Here is a 21433-nt window from a genome sequence, read left to right as displayed (position 1 = left end):
TCGTGACGCGAGCCGGGACTAATCCCGGCCCTGTTCGTTGTTGCACCTTCGGTGACTGATCAAATCGTGATTGACCAAGACGTGACCATCGAAGTGTGGTCTGACGTCGCTTGTCCGTGGTGCTACATCGGAAAGACCAGGTTCCTTTCGGCTCTGGATCGTTTCGAGAACAAGGACCGCGTCAACGTCATCTGGCGCTCGTACCAGCTCGCTCCGGAGACCCCGGTGGGAGAGGGACGAACCGAACTCGACGCCTTGGTCGAGATGAAGGGGATGGCCCCTGAACAGGTACGTCAGATGTTTGCCCACGTCAGCGCGACGGCAGCCGAGGTCGGCTTGACCTTGGACTTCGACACCGTGATCGCCGCCAACACCTTTGATGCGCACAGGTTGCTGCATCTCGCGGGTGAGCGGCAGAACGAACTCCTCGAAGCGCTGTTCAAAGCGCACTTCAGCGACGGCAAGGTGATCGACGACCGTGAGGTGCTGGTCGAGCTGGCCGTGAGCGTCGGCCTCGACGCCGACGTCGTGCGCGAGCAACTGGGCTCCGATGCCGCAGCGGAGGCTGTCCGCGAAGATCTGTCCATGGCCCGCCAACTGCAGGTCAGCGGCGTTCCGTTCTTTGTCGCCAACCGTGCGGTCGCAGTATCCGGCGCTCAGCCCGAAGAGGTGTTTCTGCAGTTGCTCACTCAGGCCTCCGAACCGGCCTGAGTAAGGCGAGCGGCACGCACCGCCGGGGCATTCGAAAACGGCAACAGATGTGCGCCGTTCACGGGGCAGGACAACGTCACGTGCGCTGCATCGACGAACCGGTACGGCTGCGCTGCAACAACTCCGGCGAGGTTCTTTCGCAGTCGCGACATCTCGGCCCGCGCGGTCACCGTGCGGGCCGGGTCGCCGAACAGATCTTGCGCCAACCGCGATGCAGTCAGTCCCCGTCTCTCGGATCCGAGGAGGAACAGAATCTCCGCATGTCGTTGGGTGGGGGCGTATGCCCATTCGCCGAAACCCGACGTGACGGTCACCGACATGTTCTCGGAATCGCGCAGATCGATATGCACCGTGGGCGCGCTGATTCTCTCGCCGGTGGCGATCGGTCTAACCAGCCACCCGCCGGGAAGCGGATCCAGTTCGCACAGGCCCAGGGCCGGGAACCATGTCCTGCCGGGAGCCAAAGCTGCGGGGAGCAGCACGCGCGAGCGATGAGGTAACGCATCGACCGCCGCTACCCAGCCATGAGTATCGATCACCAATGCGGGTGATCCGCTTCGTGCAAGCATCGGCCCTGCAACAGAACGTAGTTGATCGAGATTGTCCCGATGCTTGTCGCGCAGGTGTGATTGAGCGAGGCGTGCGACGGCGTCGACCAGAGCGAGCGTCGTGGGATGGACGGTCTTGGCAGGACCACTGATGTCGACGACGCCGATGACACGGTCGTCCCGCGGATCGCGGATGGGCGCCCCCGCACACGTCCACGGATGATGGCTGCGCGCATAGTGTTCCGCCGAGAAGATCTGAACCGCCTGTCGTGACACCAATGCCGTTCCGATGGCATTGGTGCCGACGTTGTCCTCCGCCCAGTTCGCCCCTTCGACAAATCCCAGACGCGCAGCTTGGTCCAGTACGCGATGGGAACCGCTGCGCCACAGTACAGTTCCGCGAAGATCTGCGACGACCATGATGTTCTCACCGCTCGCGGTGACCGATTCGAGTCCGCGTGTCACGTCGTCGAGGACGTCGTACAGTCCGGACTCACGACGACGGAGATCGAGTTCCGCGACGTCCATCGACGGTTCGACCCGGCTGTGCTCGGGATCGATACCGAGTTCGCGCAGGCGCTGCCACGATTGGCGAACCACGTCCCTCGGGCGGGCCGGTGCGCGGTCTCCGGCCATCGTCGCGTCGTACACCGCGGCGAGGGTCCTCGCGTAGTCGCGAGGATCCTCGCCGGGCGGCATCGCAGGCTCTGGCAACCGCTTTTTCAGTGAAGACACCGCTTTCGGCGAAGACGCCGCTTTCAGTGAAGACACCTCGGTCAGCGGTAGACGAGACCGCCGTCGATGAGACCGGCCTGCCCGGTCATGTAGTCGGAATCGGGCCCAGCGAGGTACGAGACGAAACCGGCTACGTCGTCGGGGGTTTCAGCTCGACCCAGCGCAATTCCGCCGACGAACTTCTCGTAGGTGGCGCCCTCTGGCGCACCGGTCAACTCGGCGAACCTCTTGTCGATCGTCACCCACATGTCGGTGCCCACGACGCCGGGGCAGTACGCGTTGACGGTGATTCCGTCGGACGCGTATTCCTTGGCCGCAGCCTGAGTGAGGGCCCTGACCGCGAATTTTGTTGCGCTGTAAACACCTAACATGGCGAACCCGTCGTGACCGGCAATGGACGACGCGTTGATGATCTTTCCGCGCTGACCGAGCGCCTGGAACTTTGCCGCTGCAGCTTGAATTCCCCACAGGACACCGTCGACGTTGACGCTCCAGATCTTGGAGACCTCTTCCGGCGTCGCATCGGAGATCGGGCCGACGAGAGCGATTCCCGCGTTGTTGACGATGACGTCGAATCCGCTCAACTCACTGTGCGCGTGTTCGACTGCGGCGTGAACCTGCGCGCGATCGCTGACATCGGCGATAAACGTCGTCGCACGACGACCGATCTGTCTGATCTCGTCGGCAACCGCATCCAGCTTGGTCTGGTCGAGGTCGACCAACGCGATGTCGGCGCCGTCGTGGGCGAGGCGGAGAGCGATTCCGCGTCCGATTCCTTGGCCGGCGCCGGTGACCAGTACTACCTTGCCCGTGATGCTCATGCAGATCTCCTCGTAAGCAGTGAACCAGTCGGTTGTGAACCGGTGAGTGATTTGTATGTGACGGCGACCACAATGCGGAAGGGTTGCACCGTGTTGCAATTCCGGAAAATCGGACAGCAGTTGCAACCCTCGGCAACCCTCCCGGTACCCCGCGCGGCGGTTCCATAGTTGCGCCACCACTTCGCGAATCATCTTGCGAGACAATCTGGGAGAGGGCACATGACCGCTACAGTCGACACACCCACGGAACCGGCCACGCCGAGCCGACAACCGTCACGCCGCTGGATCGGGTTCGGGATCGCGAACCTCGTGATCGTTCTCGTGCTGGCCGTGGCGAGTTGGTACCTTCTGGCCGATCCGACCACCAGTCCCTGGAGTTTCTATCCTCTGCCGTTCAACGCGGCGCTTTTCTGGGCAATCCTTTTTGTTGTGTTCATCGGCTTCAATTGCGAGTTCGCCGGCTTCGATCGACTCCCACAGCCGGCGAAAGGCCTGGCGATCATGGTCGCGACCGCGGCCTTCGCCGTCGTGGTGACGTGGCTCCTGGCAAACGGCTTGGGGAGTTTGTACCCGGATTTCGCGGCCGATCGTGAGGGCGGCCTCGGATATTTCGCGGGTGCGCTGTTCGTGCTCTTCGGCTTCGGGACCTGGGTGATGGTGGTCCTGAACTGGCAGCATTGGCCGTGGACTTCCCTGGGGATGAAGCAGCCGTTGGTGGGTTTGTGTGAGATCGCGTTTGTCGCCGTCCCGACGCTGGCGCTGTACTTCGTGTTCGGTCTGCCGTCCGTGTCGCTGTCCGCCACGGATCCGTTGATGACCGTCGACACCGTGCTCGGGTGGTTCTACTGCGTCGTGGTGGTCGTGATCCTGACTGGCCAGACGCTCGACAACTGGCCGTGGCGACTGTTCGGCGGCGGGGGTAAGACGGCGCTCGCAGCCACGATCGGTAACTTCGCCGTCGGAACCGGCTTGTACTTCGTGGCACTTCCGGTCGTGAAGACGCTGGTGGGAAGCGATGCCGTTGCCGAGTTGGGCGGTGTGATCCATCAATTCCCGGCGCAGCTCGGGGTGTGCTGGGCTTTCTGGATGATCTTCTGGGCCAACGCCTTCGGTAACAAGCCCACGGGCTTTGCGGACGGGGTCAACCTGGCGATCCGCGCGCTGCTCACGTTTGCGCTCGCGGTGGTCACATTCTTGTTCTATTACCGCTTTGCGGCAGAGTACATTCTTCACGAGCCGGCAGTTGTCGACGGATTGCACGGCAATGCACTGGGTTTCGTGGATTGGGCCGTGTTGTGGACGCTGTTCTACGTCGTGGGATTTCAGTCGCTGGGACTCGGCAGATTCAAGCCTGCTGAGGGGTGAGTCGGTTGCCCGCACCTCGGTGCGGGTAACCGGTATCGGACGCCGGCACCGCGTCCACTGATTGCAACAGACTGCAACGCTTGTGACCGGGGCCACTTATGGGATGTGCTGTGTGTCACATTCACAAACAAGGAGAAGTGATGACGCAAACCATCGATTCCGCAGTCACCCCCGAGGTGAAGTTGACGGCGGTGACACCTCAGGAGCGCGTCGACGCCTGGCTGGCGGATTTCGAGTCGGCCCTCGCGGCTCGTGACATCGAGCGTGTGGAAGGCAAATTCGCACTCGACAGCTTCTGGCGAGACCTGGTGTCGTTCACCTGGAACATCAAGACCGTCGAGGGTCGCGAGCAGATCGCCGACATGCTCTCCGCGCGACTCGACGACACCGATCCTTCGGGATTTCGGACGACCGAGACACCCGACGAGGCCGACGGCGTCACGTCAGCCTGGATCGAGTTCGAGACTGCAACCGGTCGCGCGCACGGGCACCTTCGTTTGAAGGGAGATGAAGGTTGGACCCTGCTGACGTCGCTGCAGGAGTTGAAGGGACACGAAGAAGGCAAGGGCACTCGTCGTCCGCGCGGCGCCAAGCATGGGGCAGACCCGAACCGCATCACGTGGGCCGAGCAGAAGGAGATCGAAGACCGCGAACTCGGTTACACCACACAGCCTTACGTCGTGATCGTCGGCGGCGGCCAGGGCGGCATCGCGCTCGGCGCCCGGATGCGTCAGCTCGGAGTACCGGCCATCGTGATCGACAGCCACGAGCGACCCGGCGATCAGTGGCGCGGACGCTACAAGTCCCTGTGCCTGCACGATCCGGTTTGGTACGACCACCTGCCCTACATGCCGTTCCCCGACAACTGGCCGGTGTTCGCGCCCAAGGACAAGATCGGCGACTGGCTCGAGATGTACACCAAGGTCATGGAGGTTCCGTACTGGAGTTCCACGACCTGCACCTCGGCGTCGTTCGACGAGAAGACCCAGGAATGGACCGTCGAGGTCAACCGCAACGGCGAGAAGTTGACGTTGCGTCCCAAGCAGTTGGTGATGGCGACGGGTATGTCCGGCAAGGCCAACGTTCCGACGTTCCCCGGGCAGGACAAGTTCCTCGGCGATCAGCACCACTCGAGCAAGCACCCCGGCCCGGATCAGTACGTGGGCAAGAAGGTCGTCGTGATCGGGGCCAACAACTCCTCGCACGACATCTGCGGCGCACTGTGGGAGAACGGTATCGACGTCACGATGGTGCAGCGCAGCTCGACGCACATCGTGAAGTCGGATTCGCTGATGGATTTGGGCTTGGGCGATCTGTACTCGGAGCGAGCACTGGCCGCCGGCATGACGACACACAAGGCGGACCTCACGTTCGGTTCGCTGCCGTACCGGATCATGCACGAGTTCCAGATCCCGGTGTACGACGCAATCCGTGAGCGCGACAAGGATTTCTACGATCGCCTCGAGAAGGCGGGCTTCGAGCACGACTGGGGCGACGACGGTTCGGGCCTGTTCATGAAGTACCTACGACGCGGCTCGGGCTACTACATCGACGTCGGCGCGGCCGAACTGGTCGCGAACGGGGACATCAAGCTCGCGCACGGCAACATTCGTGAGCTGACCGAGAACAGCGTGATCCTCGAAGACGGTACGGAATTGCCTGCCGACGTGGTGGTCTACGCGACCGGCTACGGCTCGATGAACGGCTGGGTGGCGGATCTGATCGGTCAGGACACCGCCGACAAGGTCGGCAAGGTGTGGGGCCTGGGGTCGAACACCACCAAGGATCCGGGACCGTGGGAAGGCGAGCAGCGCAACATGTGGAAGCCGACGCAGCAGGAAGCGCTGTGGTTCCACGGAGGCAATCTGCACCAGTCGCGCCACTACTCGCTGTACTTGGCGTTGCAATTGAAGGCGCGTTACGAGGGCATCCCGACGCCGGTGTACGGACTGCAAGAAGTGCATCATCTGAGCTGAAAAAGAACTGCTGTGCGCCTTTATTAACCGCGGGAGGTTAATAAAGGCGCACAGCAGGTTCAGCGAAGGGCGTACTTCTTTGCTACTTCGGTGTTCTTGGTCGCGCGCTCGGTAAGGAAGGCGAATGCCAACCCGAGTACGAGCCAGAGCGTCGCCTGCGTAGCGAGCGAGGAAAGTCGGAACTCCCACAGCAGAGTTGCCGGGAAGTCCTCGCCCACCTCGTTGATGCCGGGAAGCGAGACGTAACCGATCGCGACGATCACCAGGAACGCAGCCACCGGAGCAGCGATGCGCACACTGAGGAACTCGTGCCCGGAAACTGCCTTTGCAGCCGCTGCTGCCGCGGTGACGGACAGCAGCCCGAGAATCACGGCGGCCAGCCACAGCAGTGTGCGCTGGTTGATGGTGTCGGGATCTCCGACGGCCGGCGGATTGGCCGGGTACTTGAAAAAGGGGACAGCCTCGATAGCCAGCCAACCACCGACGGCGATGGTGATCGCCAACAACGGCCCGGACATTACGGTGAGTCGTCGAGCGTAATTGGCAACGACCGAGAAGATCGCCCCGAGCGCCAGTCCGGCAAGCGCCGTGGCCAGGAACAGCCCGGCGCGCTGCCCGTCGCGGCTCACCAGTGGTTCTTCTTCGTCACCGTGCGAATGCCCAGCGGCTTCGCCGGAAACCTCACCGGTGGCGCTGTTGGCTTCTTCGATCGCAATGGCAGCGTTGACGTGCGGTTCACCCAGCACGAATGCAACTCCGCCGGCAAGGATGCCTGCGATCAGACCAGCCAACAAACCACGAATGAGAAGCTTCGTGAAATTGTCGACTAGTGGCACGGCAGGCCCATCAAGTGTCGACCGTCGTGCATCAATTCATGCATGTACATGCCGGTGCGAGAGATAGCGCCCTGGTCGAACCCGACCAGGTAGAGAGCCAGCATCGCGAACAGAACTACTGCAGCGGCGAGGAAAGCAAGACGAGTCGAATCGATCGACGTATCGGGAGAATAGGCGAGAGCCATCGAAGCCTCCTGGGATTTTCGCGTCCCCTAGGTCCATGCGATGGCCGAAGTGTCTGGCTGTCGAAATAGTCGTGCCGAAAAAGGCACTTCACCTCGAATTACAGTGGCGCGACCGCTCCGGGCTTTCACCGGATTCCTGTCGGACCATCGCGTTTACATGCGAACTTTTGCACTACAGCCCGCACCGTGTCAACGCGTGAAGCCGAGATGACCGTCGATTGTGCCCGCCAAGGCAGGCACAATCGCTCGAGATCAGCTCTTTGCGGCGACGTCCAGGACAACTTCGAATTCGAGCAACGACGCACCCGAAGCGACGGGCTTCGCGCGCTCGCCGGAATGGGCTTCACGGGCGGGGCCGTCACGCCAATCGGCGAACGCCTGCTCGGACTCCCACTGAGTCACCACGAAGTAGCGGCTCTCACCGGCGGTGGGGCGGAGGAGTTGGAATCCGAGAAAGCCCGGGGAGTTCTCGACTGCGTGAGCGCGTGCTGCGAAGCGCTTCTCCAGTTCGGGGCCGGCGCCCTCGGGGACCTCGATTGCATTGATCTTCACGACTGCCATGCAAGCGACATTACCCGCGCACCTTCACCGCGTACCGTGACACTCGTGTTGCATGACGAAGGTGGAACGGGACAACCGATTCTGTTGTTGCACGGCCTCATGGGCAGCTCCCGAACGTGGCGTCGCCATGTGCCGTGGATCCGCGAGTTCGGCCACGTCTACACCTTCGACGCTGCCGGTCACGGCAGGCCGGCGCCAGCGGCACTGACTACCGAGGCATTCGTCGAGGACCTGACATCGGCGGTTGCGTCCATCGAGGAGCCGATGATCGTGATCGGTCATTCGATGGGGGCTCTGCATGCGTGGTGCTTCGCCGCCGCGCATCCCGAAAAGGTTTGTGCGCTGGTCCTCGAAGACATGGCCCCGGACTTTCGTGGACGCACCGCTGCGGACTGGGCGCAGATGATCTCGGCGTGGCCGCAGCCGTTTGCTTCCGAGGAGGCGATGAAGGAATTCTTCGGCCCCGTCGCCGGCCAGTACTTTCTCGACTCTTTCGACCGCCGCGACGACGGGTGGTACCTGCACGGCGACGTGTCGACCTTCCGCGACATCTCGGAGGAGTGGGGCACGAGGCATTTCTGGGATCAGTGGAAGGCGATCGAGGTGCCGACCTTGCTGATCGAGGGAGAGTTCACCATCACCCCTGAGGGACAGATGCGAGAGATGGCCGAGAGGCCGGGAACTCGGTACGTACGTATTGCCGATGCAGGCCACCTGGTCCACGACGATCAACCGCAGCGCTATCGCGAAGTGGTGACGGAATTCCTTCACACGGTGAGCTGACTTCGGATCGACGCGCCCACCTGCTCCAGCTCGACGGCTCGCCCGGCGAGGAGTCCAGCAGCGAACTTCGCCTTGTCGCCGCGATGGCGGGGGACGACGTGCAGGTGCGAGTGGAACACGGTTTGGCCCGCGGCACGCCCGTCGTTGACGAGAAAGTTGACTCCGTCAGCGGCGATGTCGCAGCGGCGTAGAGCTCCTGCGATGAGCGTGCCGACGCGGAACATCTCTGCGCCTTCGTGACTTTCGAGAGCATCGAGGTTCTCTGCATGACGCTTGGGGACCACCAGGGTGTGTCCGCGACTCACCGGCCGTGCATCGAGGAATGCGAGAGTTGTCTCGCTCTCGTGAACGAGAATCGCCGGCTCGGTCAGCGCGACGATCTTGCAGAAGACGCAGGAATCGGTGCTCATGCCTACAGAATGTAGTCCGAAATCAGATCCGACCCCGGACTACAGCAAGCGCAGTTGGCGTGCCCTCGTGATCGCTTCGTTTCGATTGTGTACGTCGAGCTTCTTGTAGAGAGTGCGCAGTTGAGTCTTGACGGTGTTGACGGACACGTACAGTTTGTCGGCCATCGCAGCCGACCCCATGCCGAGCGCCAGGAGTGAGAGGACTTTCTGTTCGCGTTCGGTCAGCTCCACGATATGTACGAATTCCGGAAAAGATTCCGCAGGAGCCCTTTTCGAGAATTCGGCGAGTGCACGCGATTTCGTTTCGGCCATCGATTCGAGTTTCTCGACGTCCGACGATGCGATGGTCGCGAACGAACGTAGAAGTCCGGTCTGATCCGCGATGCTGCACGCTCTGGACCACTCCTGAGAGGCGAGGCGTGGCTCACCCAGCTCGGAGTGTGCAACCGCTTGCACCAGAAGCGATTCCATCTGTGCCCGCGGATAGGATACGCCAGACCAGTCGAACTGGTGACACAGCGCCACCGCGGCCTCGTTCTGGCCGATCCGCTGACGTAAACGCGCCACCGACGTGAGCGTCCACGGGTTGGCTGCAGGATCGATGATCTCCTTGGCCAGTGCTACGGCATTGTTCCCCTGTCCGAGAGCGAGCAAGAGATCGATCTCTGCGGATTGCAACAGAGGAAGCGCGAAAGATGTAGCCGTGTACTGCTTGGAATGTGCTTCGATCGCATTGTGGAGCAACAGTAGTGCCGCAGTGTGGTCGCCGGAGGTCAAGGCGAATTGGCAATGCGCATAGACGACGAATGCCCACAGTTCCTCGGTGTCGGACGGAAGACCGAGTTCGGTCAATGCGAGACGTGCGTCGTCGAAGTCGAGTGTGTCGAGAGCAGTGAGCGCCCGTGCTGTCAGGCCGGCGATCTTGACCACAGGTTCGAGCCAACCGCCGGGGTCCGGATGCTTCTGTTCGAGTTCGGACCAGTGTGTGGCCTGCCGCGGCTCACCAGCCAGCGCCCAATTCAGGGCGGCACTTCCCGCAGAGTTACGAGCGATGAAGTCGACTCCATGAGACAGGGCGCCGTGGTACGCCATTCGAGCCTTGATCGTGGATTCTGTGAACCTGCCGCTCAATTGAAAATTGATCGCCCATTGAAGTCGCATGAGAGGGAGCTGTGCGCTGACCGCTTCCGGGTTGTTCTCCAGCGCACTGCGACTGAGATGAGACAGGCGCCTGGTGGTTTCTGCTGCGAGCCCGTACTCGCCTGCCATCCTGAGCATGATCGATTGAACGCAGGCAATGCTCAAGGCGTCCTTCGCGCCGGATTCAGCGCCGAGAGCCCACAGTTCTGCCGGCGATTCGGGTAGCAAGTCGACTACCGTCGAGCGCTCGCTCGGATGCATCGTGAACAGTGCGCGCCCCGCCTCCACGGCAGAGTGTTTGTCCGCAGCTTCCGCCGGAATCCGTTGGAGAGCAGAGCGAACCGAGTCCAGATTGTGGACGATCATCGTCACCCAGTGTTGCTCGACGATGTCTACTGCCAGGGTCCAGTTCTGTGCCTCGACCGCGTAGTCCACCGCCGACGCGTGATGACCGTGGTCGAGTCGGTTGTGTGCGAGGAACGAAAGACGTTGCGCCGGATCGACTCCAGCGCGCTTTTGGTGCGCGAGTATCGATCGACGAATGGCGGGAGGCAGCTCCCAGGTTTCTTCGGCTTCGGTCTCGACCCGTGACAACAACCCGGCTGTCTCCAGTATCGCCAGGCGCACGCGAATCTGATGAACGGTCTCGCCATCCTCAGGGTGTTGGGACTCGAACAGCATGGCGGCGATGTCGACGGTGATCGATCGCGCAAAGGCCGTCGCGAGCAGGAACTCGAGTTGTTTCACATGATCAGCGGTCATGAGAACGGATTTGTTCACGTAGTCGTCGATCGCCTGCGCGATGTTCTTCCTGATCATCTGCTCGCGGTTGCGGCTACCCGATGTCTGGACGGCGGGAACGGCGACACGAACCAGCGCTGGCAGCCCACCTGTCAGGGATGTGATTTGTTCTGCATCACCGTCAGTCGTGTGTACGTCAGCTTGTGCGAGCAAATGGGCGGTATCGGCTCTCGTGAACAACAGCTCACTCGCGCTTATCACCTCGTGGTCGGTGTCGAGCAGGTACGGCTCGGAGAACATGCCGAAGCCCGAGAGCGTGACCACGAGGTCCAGGTTGTGGCAGAGGGCGAGGAGTTCGATCAACTGATCGTCCAACTCTGGTTCCGATATCAGATCCGGCCTGATCAGCACGAGCAGCACGGGGCGGCTGAGGGCGTTCAGGGATTTGGCGACAGCGGTGAAAGGATCGGCGAGATCGTCGACGTCGGGCAGTGCGATTCCGGCAGCGTGGATTCGATCGAGGACAACGGCCCAGAAATCTTCGAGTGTCGACGAGGGCCGTGGGGCCGAGACCCAGACGAGTATTCGTTCGGATGCCAAATGGGCGCGCAGCCACGATGCGATCAACGACGATTTCCCGTGGCCGTTCGGTGCACGGACGATGGTCAGCGCGGCACGTCGGTCAAGTTTGTCGAAGAGCGCTTGCCGGGGAATCGACGTCGCGAGGGTGCGCCTTTCGGGAATAGCTGCCCAGTCGTGGCCGTCCATCCCGAACATCAACGCGGACCCTTTCTGCTTTCGCGCCCCGCAATGATTGAAGAGTTTGGGCGGATTGTCTCGATCCATCTATCTACAGGGAGGAGCGTAGCTGGTGCGAATCCAGAGCGTGCCATCCCGGGCAATTCACCCGGGAATTCACCCCGGCTGAGAGAAGTTCACCCACACAATCACGCCGTCACCATTGGCTTTCGAGCCCCTCGAGCGACTTCTATTGAACGTAGCTCGGGATTCGCCAAATGTGGCCGCGAGCGCCTGTCGGAGGCCCGAGAGTCAGACATCGAAGGAGCGTCGTGAGAACTCGTCTGTCAGAGGTGCGGTCGAAGGCCGTTGTCGTCGGACTCCGGCCGAGAGCGTGGCGCCGAGGAGTGCGAGGTATCGGCATAGTTGTCGTGACCGGAGCTCTGGTGGTCGGCGCTGCTGCGCTCGGCTTGCTGCCGATGCAGTCGGATGTTCGATTGGCGGCCGAGGGAGAGTTCGTGCCTCCCTTCACCGTCGAGCTGACGGCGATTGACGGTGCACCGCCCTTCGATCCCGCTGACGGTCCAGGGCTCGATTCGGGACCGTCCAACGGCATTGTCCGAGAGGGTGATCCGGTGACGTATGTCATCGACATCGGTGTCCGGGGCAACCCGCTCTCCGACGTGGTCGTGCAACTTCCGGTGCCTCGAGGTTTCGTTCTGCCGTCCGTGCCTGATTACTGCGGAGACGGCTCGGGTGTCGACGAGGTCGGATTACATTGCCTGATAGGCAATCTGGAAGCGGACCGGTACTTCACCCGAACGGCGACGATGACTGCGGGAAAGCGGGAAGACGCCGACGGTCTACCGATCGCTGCACTGGTCACCGCAGATCGGGGGGCGGTTCGCGTGCGGTCGGGCGATGTCACGGTGCGGGTGGCGACCACCCCGGGAGTGTGTGATCCGTACGGGATTTCTGTTGGTGGTCAGAGAAGCCAGTGGGCTGCTGTCTCGGCAGATGGACGAATCTCAGGTCTGGTGACATCGGGTATCTCGGAGGCGGTGGTGATCAACGGCGTCGATCAATGCGGGCACGCGACAGCGCGGACGGTGAAACCGTTCGAGGGTCACTTCTCGTTTGTCGGACTGCTACCGGGGACGTATCGCGTCACGGTCGACGGCCGAGCGCCGGTGGACGTGGTGCTGGAACCAGGTGCAATGGCGGTCGGTGGCCTGACGTTCTGATACAGCTTCGCAGGAATGGCAACACTCGTAACAGTCAGTAGCAGTCAATGGAGGATCCAGTGCGTGAAAGCCTGGGCGTTGTATTCGAAAATCAGTCAATTTCAACAGCTCTCGTAGATGCAGACACGCCCCTCCTGGGCTCGATCGACGAGTTCCGTCACCCCTGGGGTGCAGACGGGACTGTTCCCTCTCCGCAAGCGTCGGCGCGCGCACTCGCCTCCGCGGCCGAGGTCGCCACCGGCCGAGCCCTGCGCTCGAATCTGTGCCCCACCGTCGTCGGAGTGATGTGCGAGCGTGCGGACGTGCGCGACCTTGTCTCGGATTCGTTGTCCTCCAGTCCTTTCGAGAACATCGAGTTGGTCAACGGCCTCGACGCACGGCTTGCCTACCTGCGGACGGTCGACGCTCTCATTGGTGTTTCGCCGATTCTCGCGTTCTGGCCGGACGGCAGTGAGACCGTGATCGCGGCCGTCGACCCGAGAGCAGGCGTCGTGGACTCGGCGCATCGTTACGACACGGCCGAGTTGCTTGCGGACAGCTCGACATTTGCTGCGACATTGGACCTCCTCGTCGCCGAACGAGACCCTGTACCCAAGATGCTCGTCGCGATGCTCGTGAAGGAAGACTCTCGGCAGCCGTCCGCGGAAGCCGCTGAACTGGCAGGTCTCGGCTTCCTGTTTCTCGGCGAGCGGACCCAACTGGCGATAGGGGCTGCGCTGGTAGCGGCCGATCGCGGAAGCGAAGTTCGGTCCGGTGGCGGCATGGCTGTCCGGCCCGTCAACAGGGTCCGGTGGGCGGCGGCAATAGTACTGCCGCTTCTACTCATGTTGACGGGATTGCTGATCGCGCTGTCCCCAGACGGGTCGCGCGCGGTGTCCACGGATAGCCCGAACGTCGGCGCCGAGCCGGCGACCTCCACCAGCGGGCCCCCACCCGGCGCTGCCCTACAGATTCCGACACTTGCGCCTTGCGATCCGGTGGTGCCTGCCGTTCCTGCTGTACTTCGGCGTTCTGATCCGGAAGTCGCACCGCTCCAGACCGACGAACCCACAGCCGAAGAATGCACCCCGCTGCGAGTCGGCTAAGCCGTACCCTCTCCGGCCAGCGCAAACAGGCCGTCATCGGTCTGCTCGACCAGTCCGTCGACCAGCAGTGAATGCAACGCACGGTCACGCTGACCCGGATCGGCCGGCCAGACGATGTCGAGTTGCGCGCGCTCGACCGGACGGTGACTCTCGCGAAGAACGGCCATCAATTTTCCACGAACCTGGCGATCTGTGCCCGCGAACTTCTGCACCTTCTTGGGTGGTCCGGTGTGTGCAGGTTTGCCAGAAGCGACCCACGCGCAGTTCGGCAAAGGGCAGTTCTCGCAGTTCGGGTTCCGCGCCGTGCAGATCAGTGCACCGAGTTCCATGAGAGCTGCGCTGTAGGTGGCGGCGCGCGCACGCGTCCTCGGCAGCAGCGCCGCGACGTCGGCGAGGTCTCGCGTGTTGGACGGGTTCCCGGGTTCGGCATTGCCGTGGACGGCTCGCGCAACTACGCGTCGTACGTTGGTGTCCACCACAGGCACTCGCTGTCCGTAGGCGAAGCACGCCACGGCGCGGGCGGTGTACGAACCGATTCCCGGTAGGGAGAGCAAGGTATCGACGTCTTCCGGCACCACGTCGCCGTGCTCGGCAGCCAGGACGCCCGCGCATTCGTGTAACCGCAGCGCGCGTCGTGGATAACCGAGTTTGCCCCACGCGCGAAGCACCTCTGCCTGGCTCGACGCTGCCATCGCCGACGGCACCGGCCAGCGCTCGACCCACTCTTCCCAGATTGGCGCAACGCGCACCACCGGCGTCTGCTGGAGCATGATCTCGCTCATCAGGATCTGCCAGGCACTGACGCCCTCGCGTCGCCACGGCAGGTCGCGAGCCGTCTCGGAGTACCACTTCAGCAGCACCGAAGATTCCACTGCCACTGCCACTGCCACTGCTACCGACACACTCCTCGAACCTTGCGCTCCCGGTCGACGAAGGAGACGTCGACTTGTGGGGGCCACTTTATCGGCAGTCGCCGACACGGCTGTCTTTGACGCCCGACCGCCGGGTCACAACAACTGCACGTTGCTCAGTTTCCACTCGCCGTCCTCGCGGACCAGCGAAAGTTGCATCCGGTTGCGGTCGATTCTCGGATCGGGGGAGTTGGTGTTCGTGATCGTCTGATCGAGGAACACGAGCACCTCGGCGTTGTCGCGATCACTGCTCGCCAGCCCGGCTGAAATGATCTGAGCGGACGAGGTCGCCTGATACTGCACGATCATGTTCTGCAGGTTGGCTGCCACCTGGGCGTACTGACCGGCGAATTCGCCGACAGAATTGTCACGGACCACGGAAAGATTCTGATCGAGGTTCTGGAAGTTGTACGTCGCAAGATCAGTGGCGAATTGCCGTCCGCTGTCCAGGGCGCTGGTACGCGCGTTTTCGTCGACCGATTTCTGCCAGGTCGCGAATGCGCCCCATCCGAGCGCCGCGACCACGACCAGGGCGCCGGCAACGATCGCTACGGTCTGCTTGCGAAGCCGCTTGGGTTTGTCGACGATTGTGGGCGTCTGGGGTTCGGTTGTCTCGGTCATTGCGTTCCTTGTACTAGTAGTGCGGCAAACGAGTTGTCACCGAGAACGGTGTTCTGACCACCGTTGAGGCCCAGACGAATCGACGTTCCGTCACCGGCTGCGACCGTTCCGAGGGCAGGATCGTATTCAGCAACCCCGTCGATCGTTCCAGCTCCGGTGGGGACGTTCTGCGATCCGCGATTCTGGATCCGGCCCGACTGGTCCGCGCAGTGTTGGTTCTTGTCGAGCGTGGTCGGTGAGGTGTCCTGTACCGATCGCCGGGGCGTGTCGTAGATACAGACCGGTCCGAGTGCTGTGATCAGATCAAGCTGTGCCCGTCCGTCTTTGACGATACTTCCGAACTTCTCGAATCCTTTGGGCACCACCACCAACAAGGCATCGACGGCGGGCATCCGTGCAGTGACGATCTGAGTGGAGACGAGAGAATTGGCCAACAGCAGACTGAACGGCTCACGACTCTGTTCGATGAGAGGCAGTATCTGATTGTCGAGAACACTCGGGCTTCGATCGAGGAGTGTGCGCAGTTGCGGATCGGAGTTTCGTACCTGATCTGTCAATTGGCGAAGTGTGAGTGCAACTTCGGGAAGAGCGTCAACATTTTCCTCGTTCGCAGTGAACAGTGAGCGCGAGTTCTCGACGAGTGTGTTGACACGCGGTTGATCGGATTGGACAGTGCGCGCGAGCACGTCGAAGTTGTCGACGAGCGCCTGCAGATCCGGACCCAATCCGTTCAATCCCTCGCCGAGTTCGTGCGAGAGGGTTCGCAGGTCTGCCGGATCGACGGTGTCGGCAGCAGCGTTGAAATTCGCAATCACGGTTCCCAACGCGACCGGGATCGAAGTGCGCTCAGTCGGAACAACGGAACCTTCAACCAGATACGGGCCGCCGTCGGTCTGCGAGGACAACTGAACTTTCAATACCGGAACGGCGGTGTCCTGGCTGATGGCCACATGCGAATCGTTGGGGATCTGTTTGTCGGCGGCGATGCTCAACGTCATCACGACGAGGTCCTGGGCAGAGTCCACCTCCACCGACTCGACGTCGCCGACGGTGACTCCGCGATAGGCCACTTCCGAACCGGGAGCGATTCCGGCCGCGTTCTCCAATTCGACGGTGACCGAGAAGGTTCCGGTGAACGGATCTCCGGCACCGACTTGCCGGAGTACGTACGTCGTGCTGACCACCGCGATGAGGAGAAAGGCGGCGATCTCGAAATAGACGGTTCGGTTCTTCATCGCGTTCCTCCTTGCAGGGGTGTCGTGATCGGCAGTTCCCGATCGGAGGCGGGCAGAGGTGGCAGTGGCGGTGCGGCGCCCGGGATTATCTCGTTGAGCACTCCGGTCACGGTGCCCTCGACATCGACGTCGAGGTCGATGTTCACGTAATCGCCTGGGCTGGCACGCGCGAGGAGCACTCTTGCGTTGTCCAGGTTGGCCATCGTCTCACCCAGTGTCGGCCCCATTGCCGAGAACTGGTCGAGGATGGGTGACAGTCGTCCGGTGATCTCGGAAATCTGGTCGGCCGACTGGTCGAGTACGGAATTGGTTGCGGTACTGAGCCGATCGGTTTCGTCGAGTAGATCGAGGAGCGGTTGTCGTTGGTCGGCGATCACGCCCAATGCGGGTGTGAGTGTGCGCAAGCCTTCGTCGATGGTGGCGCTCTCGTCTCCGATCAGAGCGCTGAGCCGGTTCAGTGAATCCAGTGCCGAATTGATCGATTCCTTTCGGTCGTCAAGTGTTCCGAGAAAAGTGTCAAGGCGCGCAAGCAGATCGCGGATCGTCTCCTCCCTGCCGTCGAGAATCTGATCAGCCTCACTGACGATGTTCTTGACCTGCGCCAACCCACTGCCGTTCAACAGAGTTCCGACGGCGCCGAGCAGTTGTGCGACATCGGGTCCGCGCACGGTCTCCGATCGCTCGATGGTGGAACCTGGTTCGAGAATGGGGCCCGCTGGATCGACCGGAACTTCGAGGTTGACGAACGCATCGCCGATCGGGGTCGACAGTTCGATCCGAGCGCGGGTGCCGACAGGTAGTTCGATGTCCGACGCGATTTCGGTATGTACCACGGCTGCAAAGGTTTGCGCGCTCATCGACGTGACTCTGCCGACCACTGCCTGGCCGATCCGCACCTCGCCGCCGACGGGAAGTAACGACGCGTCGACGAATTCCATGTTCAGCGGGTACGACTCTCCTGGCAGACCGCGTCCGAGGGGGAGGTGCTGGAAGTTGAGACTGCAGCCGGTCAATGGCGCCGCGATGACAAGTGCCACGACAACGCTCACCACGGACTTGTTCGACGCCATCAGTTGCCCCCACCGAGGATGCGTGCCAGGTCGGAGCTGCCTGCCGAAGGAAATTCGATGGGATTGACGATTCCCGGCCCGGTGCACAGCGGTATCGGCATCTTCTCGCACAGTTCTCGCGTCGTGTCGAACTGTGAGAGATCGGTGGCGACGTTCAATCGTGCTCTGGCTCGGCCTTCTTCGGTGACGAGGTTGGCGACGTTCTCGAATCCCGTTGGTGCCGTTTCGATGATCTCGCGCAGTTGATCCTGTTTGGTCGCGACTGCACCGGCCAACTGTGCGAGCGTACCCAGATCGGCGGTGACCGCCTCGCCGTGTTCGGCGAGTAGCGCTGAGACCTGTCCGAGCAACGTGGTCAGGGAATCGAGCGCCCCGCTGATGTCTTCTCGCTGGGCGCTGAACGTGCGGGCGGTGACTGTCACCGAGTTCGACAGGGAGTCGACCTTGGTCTGGTTGTCCGCGATCAACTGCACGAGGGTGTTCAGGTTCTTCACCAGTTCGGAGATGTCGGGACTTGCACCCGCCAGTACCGAACTGGCCTGTGAGATGGACCGAACGGCATCGTTGAATGCTTGCCCGTTGCCGTCCAACGCGTGGGCGCCTTCTCCGATGAGGTCACCGATCCCGCCGCCGTCGGCGCCAGGGCCGAGCGCCACCGTCAATTCGTTCACCGATGCGGTGAGTTGGTCCCACGTCAGCGGGGAGTGAGTGCGTTCGAGAGGGATCACCGCGCCGTCGGTGAGGAACTCACCGTCCTCGTAGCCGGGGCCGAGTTCGATCGTGCGGTCACTGATGACCGAGGGAGACAGGACCCAGGCCTGCGCGTCGGCGGGTATACGTGTTCCGGATGGCAGGCTCAGCGCCACTCGTACCCGGGACCCTTCCGGCGTGACGCTCTCGACCCTCCCGCTGGGAACTCCCAGAATCGTCACCGTGTTCCCGGTGAAGATAGCGTCGGTCGAGGTGAATTCGGCGGTGAGAGTGAGTCTGTGTTCGTCACGCGTGACGAACAGGACGGCACCGATCGCGCAGATCACAATCGCTGCCAGCACGGCGAGTTTCTTGACGGTCGTGGTCATCGACACCCCTGAACGAGCCCGACGACGCACAACCAGTTGTCCGGGATGAGGGTGGAGGGTGAGTTGAGGTCGAGCCAGTTGCCGTTACCGGTTGCGTTGGTGACGTAGCGGACGCTGGGGGCGAAGTTGTCGAGCAGTGTGGTCAGTGATTGTTCGTTCTCGGACAGAACTCCCGTCACCACGTGGATGTCTCCCATGACCGAGTCGACCAAAGCCTGGTTGTCGCCCAGGAACTGGGCAAGTGTGGTGCTCAACTGATTCAGGTCTTGTACAAGCGCATTCAGCACATCTCGCCGGTCGGCGATCGTGGACATCACCAGATCCGCATTCCCCAGAAGGGTTTCCAGAGTGTCCTTCTGCTCGATCAGTGTTGCGGTCGTCTGCTGCGCTCCGGTGAGAAGTGAACGGAGCGCAACGTCGTTGTCGTTGACTACTCCGGAGAGTGCGTCGATTCCCTCGAGTGAGCGGCGAATGAGTTCGGGATCGTCCGGTGAGTTGTCGGACACCACGGTCAGCATATTTCGCAGTTGTTGCAGATCAAGGTTTTCCGACGTGGATTGTGCTCCTCGACCGAGATCGTCGAGAGTGAACGGAACGCTCGTGTTCTCGATGGGGATGGTCGAACCTGCGGGTAACGAGCGCGATCCGTTCGGAGTGACGTCGAGCGAGCGTCGGCCGAGCAGAGTCGAGATCTTGATGTCCGCACGGGAGTCTTCGCCGAGAGTGACGCCGTCGTCGAGTCGGAAGGTGACTTCAACCGAGTTGCCGCTGACCGCCAACGAGGTGACCACCCCGCTCGGGACTCCCGCGACGTTGACCGGATCGTCCTGCGTCAACCCGGTGGCGTTGGCAAAGACGGCGTGGTACTCGTTGGTCTTGACCTTCAAGATCAGTTGAGGGACAACAAGTGCGGCCAGAACCACACCGACTCCGACGAGAATGCAGATGATTCCGTTGCGGACCGGGTTCTTGACGGTGAGCCAGTTCATCGGCACACCGCCGAACGCTCGGGGCCGCCGAGAGTCACCGATTGGTCCAGCGCGCTGAGCCGGAAGTTGCAGATGTAGATGTTCGCCCAGCTTCCGTAGCTCATCGCGATCCCCAACTGGGTGAACAGTTGATCGAAAGCGGTGATACCGGTCGCCAGCGACTCACGATTGTCGACGACGACGCGAGCCGACTGATCGATCGAAGTCAGCGCGCCAGCCAAGTCCGGTTCCACGCCCGTCACCAGGTCCTGAAGTGAAGAAGTCAGGGCGCCTGCGGAATCCACTGCGGCCGAGATCTGTTGGCGGTCCTGTGCCAAACCGCCGACCAGTGTGTCGAGCGTGTTGATCATCTCGACGAAGTTGGGTCGATTCGTCGTGGTCACGGTAAGGACCCGGTCGAGGTTGTTCAGTAGTTGGTCCAAGATCGCGTCCCGGGACGTCAAGTTCTCGGTGACGGCAACAGTGCGCTCCAGCAGGCTTTCGATGGTGGAACCTTGTCCTTGGAATACCTGGACGACCTGTGCGGCAAGCTCGTTGACTTCTGCGGGGTCAAGTGCGTCGAACAGGGGACGGAATCCGCCGAGGATGTCGGTGAGGTCGATCGCCGGCTGAGTCTGTTCCACGGGAATTGTGGCCCCGGGGGAGAGGTAGTTGCCTGTTGCGCGTTCGGCCTGTCCGGGTTCGATCGAAATTGTTCGCGCTCCCAACAGGTCTGCGTACCTCACCACAGCGCGACCGTCGGACGGAATACGTTGTGCAGATTCGAGTTCGAAGCCGACGACGGCTTGGTTGTTCACCAACTCGACGCTGTCGACGCGCCCTACTCGCACCCCGGCGATCTGAACATCGCTGCCGGTGACCAGGCCGGAGGCATTGACGAAGACGGCCCGGTACTGCGAACTCGACCCGGAGACTGGGTTGATCAGGGTGCTCACCACAACCACGGTGGCGAGAATCGACAGTGCAGCAAACAGTCCGAACCTGATCAGAGATTTCTTCACGCTCATCTGCCCACCACCGTCGTGCCGCGAAATACCGGCCCCGCCACGAGAGTGTCCAAAGCTGTACCGCCCTGGGTGAGAGCCGAGATCAGGGACTGTTCGGCAGGGCTGCCGACCGGGCCGACGGTTCCGCCGAACGCGGTCGCGGCGGCAGGACAGTTGGGTCCGCGGTTTCCGTCGTACTGTGGGCAGTCGGTCTTTCCGTACGGATACAGATCTGTGACGGACAGCCGTAGATCGGTGCTGAGCCACGGACCATGCGCCAACGCGGGCGGGAGCTTGATCGTGAGATTGCGCAGGCCGTTGTAGAAGGTGGTGATGTGGTCCGGCCGCGAAGTGATTGCGCCGGTCAGGGAATCGGCGTCGTCGACCAAGGTGATCATGCGGTCGCGATTGTCACCGATCAGACTCGTGGCAGCAGCTCCCGTGCTGGTGCCGGCACGCAGAAGCCCCGCCAACCCGTCGGATTTCTCGACGACGGTCTTGGATGTGGTGATGGAGTTCTCGAATGCGGCGAGCATGTCCGGCGCACTCGTCGAGAGACTGTCGGCGAGGGTGGCTATGTCGTCGAGGTCGTCACCGAGTCCGTCGATGACGGGCTGCGCACCGACCAACGCTTGGTGGACTGAATCGAGCGATTCGCCGATC

The 21433-nt window shown here is 62.0% G+C and carries 21 protein-coding genes and 1 riboswitch; of the genes, 6 read left to right on the top strand and 15 right to left on the bottom strand.

Translation table 11 applies throughout. From position 1 onward, the window contains the following. The first annotated feature begins 66 nt into the window (after positions 1-66). Complete coding sequence (locus ACYP01_RS11555; RefSeq protein WP_007726933.1) at positions 67-711, top strand: DsbA family oxidoreductase; 645 nt, start codon at positions 67-69, stop codon at positions 709-711. Here ACYP01_RS11555 and ACYP01_RS11550 read toward each other — a convergent pair. Continuing rightward, positions 690-1958, bottom strand: coding sequence for a GAF domain-containing protein (locus ACYP01_RS11550; RefSeq protein ID WP_459680241.1), 1269 nt, complete (start codon positions 1956-1958; stop codon positions 690-692). The genes ACYP01_RS11555 and ACYP01_RS11550 overlap by 22 nt on opposite strands. 77 nt (positions 1959-2035) lie before the next feature. Next, positions 2036-2815 (bottom strand): acetoin reductase, encoded by a 780-nt coding sequence (locus ACYP01_RS11545; protein ID WP_020906092.1) that lies wholly within the window; start codon positions 2813-2815, stop codon positions 2036-2038. A 219-nt stretch (positions 2816-3034) separates the two neighbouring features. Here ACYP01_RS11545 and ACYP01_RS11540 point away from each other — a divergent pair, with 219 nt between their 5' ends. Both ACYP01_RS11540 and ACYP01_RS11535 read left to right on the top strand, forming a co-directional pair. Further along, positions 3035-4180: a hypothetical protein gene (locus ACYP01_RS11540; protein ID WP_459680041.1), complete on the top strand. Its 1146-nt coding sequence runs from the start codon at positions 3035-3037 to the stop codon at positions 4178-4180. Between the two features lie 140 nt (positions 4181-4320). Beyond that, positions 4321-6156, top strand: a complete 1836-nt coding sequence (locus ACYP01_RS11535) for an NAD(P)-binding domain-containing protein (RefSeq protein WP_459680038.1) — start codon at positions 4321-4323, stop codon at positions 6154-6156. Positions 6157-6215: 59 nt separating this feature from the next. Here the strand turns inward: ACYP01_RS11535 and ACYP01_RS11530 are convergent, their stop codons facing one another. From ACYP01_RS11530 to mhuD, 3 genes are all read right to left on the bottom strand, one after another. Then, positions 6216-6992 (bottom strand): CbtA family protein, encoded by a 777-nt coding sequence (locus tag ACYP01_RS11530; RefSeq protein ID WP_459680034.1) that lies wholly within the window; start codon positions 6990-6992, stop codon positions 6216-6218. After that, on the bottom strand, positions 6983-7177 hold the full coding sequence (locus ACYP01_RS11525; protein WP_003945915.1) for a CbtB domain-containing protein: 195 nt from the start codon (positions 7175-7177) through the stop codon (positions 6983-6985). Before ACYP01_RS11525 ends, ACYP01_RS11530 begins: the two co-directional genes overlap by 10 nt. Positions 7178-7202: 25 nt before the next feature. After that, positions 7203-7341: riboswitch (cobalamin riboswitch) on the bottom strand. A gap of 88 nt (positions 7342-7429) precedes the next feature. Then, positions 7430-7738, bottom strand: a complete 309-nt coding sequence (gene mhuD, locus ACYP01_RS11520; protein WP_007726927.1) for a mycobilin-forming heme oxygenase MhuD — start codon at positions 7736-7738, stop codon at positions 7430-7432. A gap of 45 nt (positions 7739-7783) precedes the next feature. Here mhuD and ACYP01_RS11515 point away from each other — a divergent pair, with 45 nt between their 5' ends. Further along, on the top strand, positions 7784-8521 hold the full coding sequence (locus ACYP01_RS11515; RefSeq protein ID WP_007726925.1) for an alpha/beta fold hydrolase: 738 nt from the start codon (positions 7784-7786) through the stop codon (positions 8519-8521). On the opposite strand, the gene ACYP01_RS11510 is transcribed toward ACYP01_RS11515, so the two are convergent. Both ACYP01_RS11510 and ACYP01_RS11505 read right to left on the bottom strand, forming a co-directional pair. Further along, positions 8506-8931, bottom strand: a complete 426-nt coding sequence (locus ACYP01_RS11510; RefSeq protein WP_459680029.1) for an HIT family protein — start codon at positions 8929-8931, stop codon at positions 8506-8508. The genes ACYP01_RS11515 and ACYP01_RS11510 overlap by 16 nt on opposite strands. A 39-nt stretch (positions 8932-8970) precedes the next feature. Beyond that, positions 8971-11658: a helix-turn-helix transcriptional regulator gene (locus ACYP01_RS11505; RefSeq protein WP_459680026.1), complete on the bottom strand. Its 2688-nt coding sequence runs from the start codon at positions 11656-11658 to the stop codon at positions 8971-8973. A 224-nt stretch (positions 11659-11882) separates the two neighbouring features. On the opposite strand from ACYP01_RS11505, the gene ACYP01_RS11500 reads away from it, so the two are divergent. Further along, entirely contained in the window at positions 11883-12794 is a 912-nt protein-coding gene (locus tag ACYP01_RS11500) for a hypothetical protein (protein WP_230359481.1), read from the top strand. 59 nt (positions 12795-12853) lie between these two features. Continuing rightward, positions 12854-13879, top strand: a complete 1026-nt coding sequence (locus ACYP01_RS11495; protein WP_459680023.1) for a hypothetical protein — start codon at positions 12854-12856, stop codon at positions 13877-13879. On the opposite strand, the gene ACYP01_RS11490 is transcribed toward ACYP01_RS11495, so the two are convergent. The 8 genes from ACYP01_RS11490 to ACYP01_RS11455 form a co-directional block, all read right to left on the bottom strand. Next, positions 13876-14757: an HhH-GPD family protein gene (locus ACYP01_RS11490; RefSeq protein ID WP_007726916.1), complete on the bottom strand. Its 882-nt coding sequence runs from the start codon at positions 14755-14757 to the stop codon at positions 13876-13878. The two genes, ACYP01_RS11495 and ACYP01_RS11490, sit on opposite strands and share 4 nt — an antisense overlap. A gap of 129 nt (positions 14758-14886) precedes the next feature. Next, positions 14887-15411 carry a hypothetical protein gene (locus tag ACYP01_RS11485; RefSeq protein ID WP_003945512.1) on the bottom strand — a complete coding sequence of 175 codons (525 nt, stop codon included), beginning with the start codon at positions 15409-15411 and terminating at the stop codon, positions 14887-14889. Further along, on the bottom strand, positions 15408-16646 hold the full coding sequence (locus ACYP01_RS11480; protein WP_003945746.1) for an MlaD family protein: 1239 nt from the start codon (positions 16644-16646) through the stop codon (positions 15408-15410). The genes ACYP01_RS11485 and ACYP01_RS11480 overlap by 4 nt, the downstream gene beginning before the upstream one ends. Continuing rightward, on the bottom strand, positions 16643-17716 hold the full coding sequence (locus tag ACYP01_RS11475; protein WP_459680020.1) for an MCE family protein: 1074 nt from the start codon (positions 17714-17716) through the stop codon (positions 16643-16645). The genes ACYP01_RS11480 and ACYP01_RS11475 overlap by 4 nt, the downstream gene beginning before the upstream one ends. Continuing rightward, entirely contained in the window at positions 17716-18795 is a 1080-nt protein-coding gene (locus ACYP01_RS11470) for an MCE family protein (RefSeq protein WP_037132219.1), read from the bottom strand. The genes ACYP01_RS11475 and ACYP01_RS11470 overlap by 1 nt, the downstream gene beginning before the upstream one ends. After that, positions 18792-19784 carry an MCE family protein gene (locus ACYP01_RS11465; protein ID WP_037132399.1) on the bottom strand — a complete coding sequence of 331 codons (993 nt, stop codon included), beginning with the start codon at positions 19782-19784 and terminating at the stop codon, positions 18792-18794. The genes ACYP01_RS11470 and ACYP01_RS11465 overlap by 4 nt, the downstream gene beginning before the upstream one ends. Further along, on the bottom strand, positions 19781-20791 hold the full coding sequence (locus ACYP01_RS11460) for an MCE family protein (RefSeq protein ID WP_050656749.1): 1011 nt from the start codon (positions 20789-20791) through the stop codon (positions 19781-19783). Before ACYP01_RS11460 ends, ACYP01_RS11465 begins: the two co-directional genes overlap by 4 nt. Next, a partial coding sequence (locus ACYP01_RS11455) for an MCE family protein (protein WP_459680017.1) occupies positions 20788-21433 on the bottom strand: 646 nt, incomplete at its 5' end. The genes ACYP01_RS11455 and ACYP01_RS11460, both read right to left, overlap by 4 nt.

The sequence above is a fragment of the Rhodococcus sp. no. 34 genome (assembly GCF_054589475.1).
Note: the sequence above shows the minus strand (reverse complement) of the source record. Positions and strands in the feature narration are given on the sequence as shown.

Bases quoted from the DNA above. Each gene is read 5' to 3' on its own strand.
- ACYP01_RS11550 (WP_459680241.1), bottom strand. From the start codon at position 1,958: ATGCCGCCCGGCGAGGATCCTCGCGACTACGCGAGGACCCTCGCCGCG.
- ACYP01_RS11545 (WP_020906092.1), bottom strand. From the start codon at position 2,815: ATGAGCATCACGGGCAAGGTAGTACTGGTCACCGGCGCCGGCCAAGGA.
- ACYP01_RS11540 (WP_459680041.1), top strand. From the start codon at position 3,035: ATGACCGCTACAGTCGACACACCCACGGAACCGGCCACGCCGAGCCGA.
- ACYP01_RS11535 (WP_459680038.1), top strand. From the start codon at position 4,321: ATGACGCAAACCATCGATTCCGCAGTCACCCCCGAGGTGAAGTTGACG.
- ACYP01_RS11525 (WP_003945915.1), bottom strand. From the start codon at position 7,177: ATGGCTCTCGCCTATTCTCCCGATACGTCGATCGATTCGACTCGTCTT.
- mhuD (WP_007726927.1), bottom strand. From the start codon at position 7,738: ATGGCAGTCGTGAAGATCAATGCAATCGAGGTCCCCGAGGGCGCCGGC.
- ACYP01_RS11510 (WP_459680029.1), bottom strand. From the start codon at position 8,931: ATGAGCACCGATTCCTGCGTCTTCTGCAAGATCGTCGCGCTGACCGAG.
- ACYP01_RS11505 (WP_459680026.1), bottom strand. From the start codon at position 11,658: ATGGATCGAGACAATCCGCCCAAACTCTTCAATCATTGCGGGGCGCGA.
- ACYP01_RS11485 (WP_003945512.1), bottom strand. From the start codon at position 15,411: ATGACCGAGACAACCGAACCCCAGACGCCCACAATCGTCGACAAACCC.
- ACYP01_RS11480 (WP_003945746.1), bottom strand. From the start codon at position 16,646: ATGAAGAACCGAACCGTCTATTTCGAGATCGCCGCCTTTCTCCTCATC.
- ACYP01_RS11475 (WP_459680020.1), bottom strand. From the start codon at position 17,716: ATGGCGTCGAACAAGTCCGTGGTGAGCGTTGTCGTGGCACTTGTCATC.
- ACYP01_RS11470 (WP_037132219.1), bottom strand. From the start codon at position 18,795: ATGACCACGACCGTCAAGAAACTCGCCGTGCTGGCAGCGATTGTGATC.
- ACYP01_RS11465 (WP_037132399.1), bottom strand. From the start codon at position 19,784: ATGAACTGGCTCACCGTCAAGAACCCGGTCCGCAACGGAATCATCTGC.
- ACYP01_RS11460 (WP_050656749.1), bottom strand. From the start codon at position 20,791: ATGAGCGTGAAGAAATCTCTGATCAGGTTCGGACTGTTTGCTGCACTG.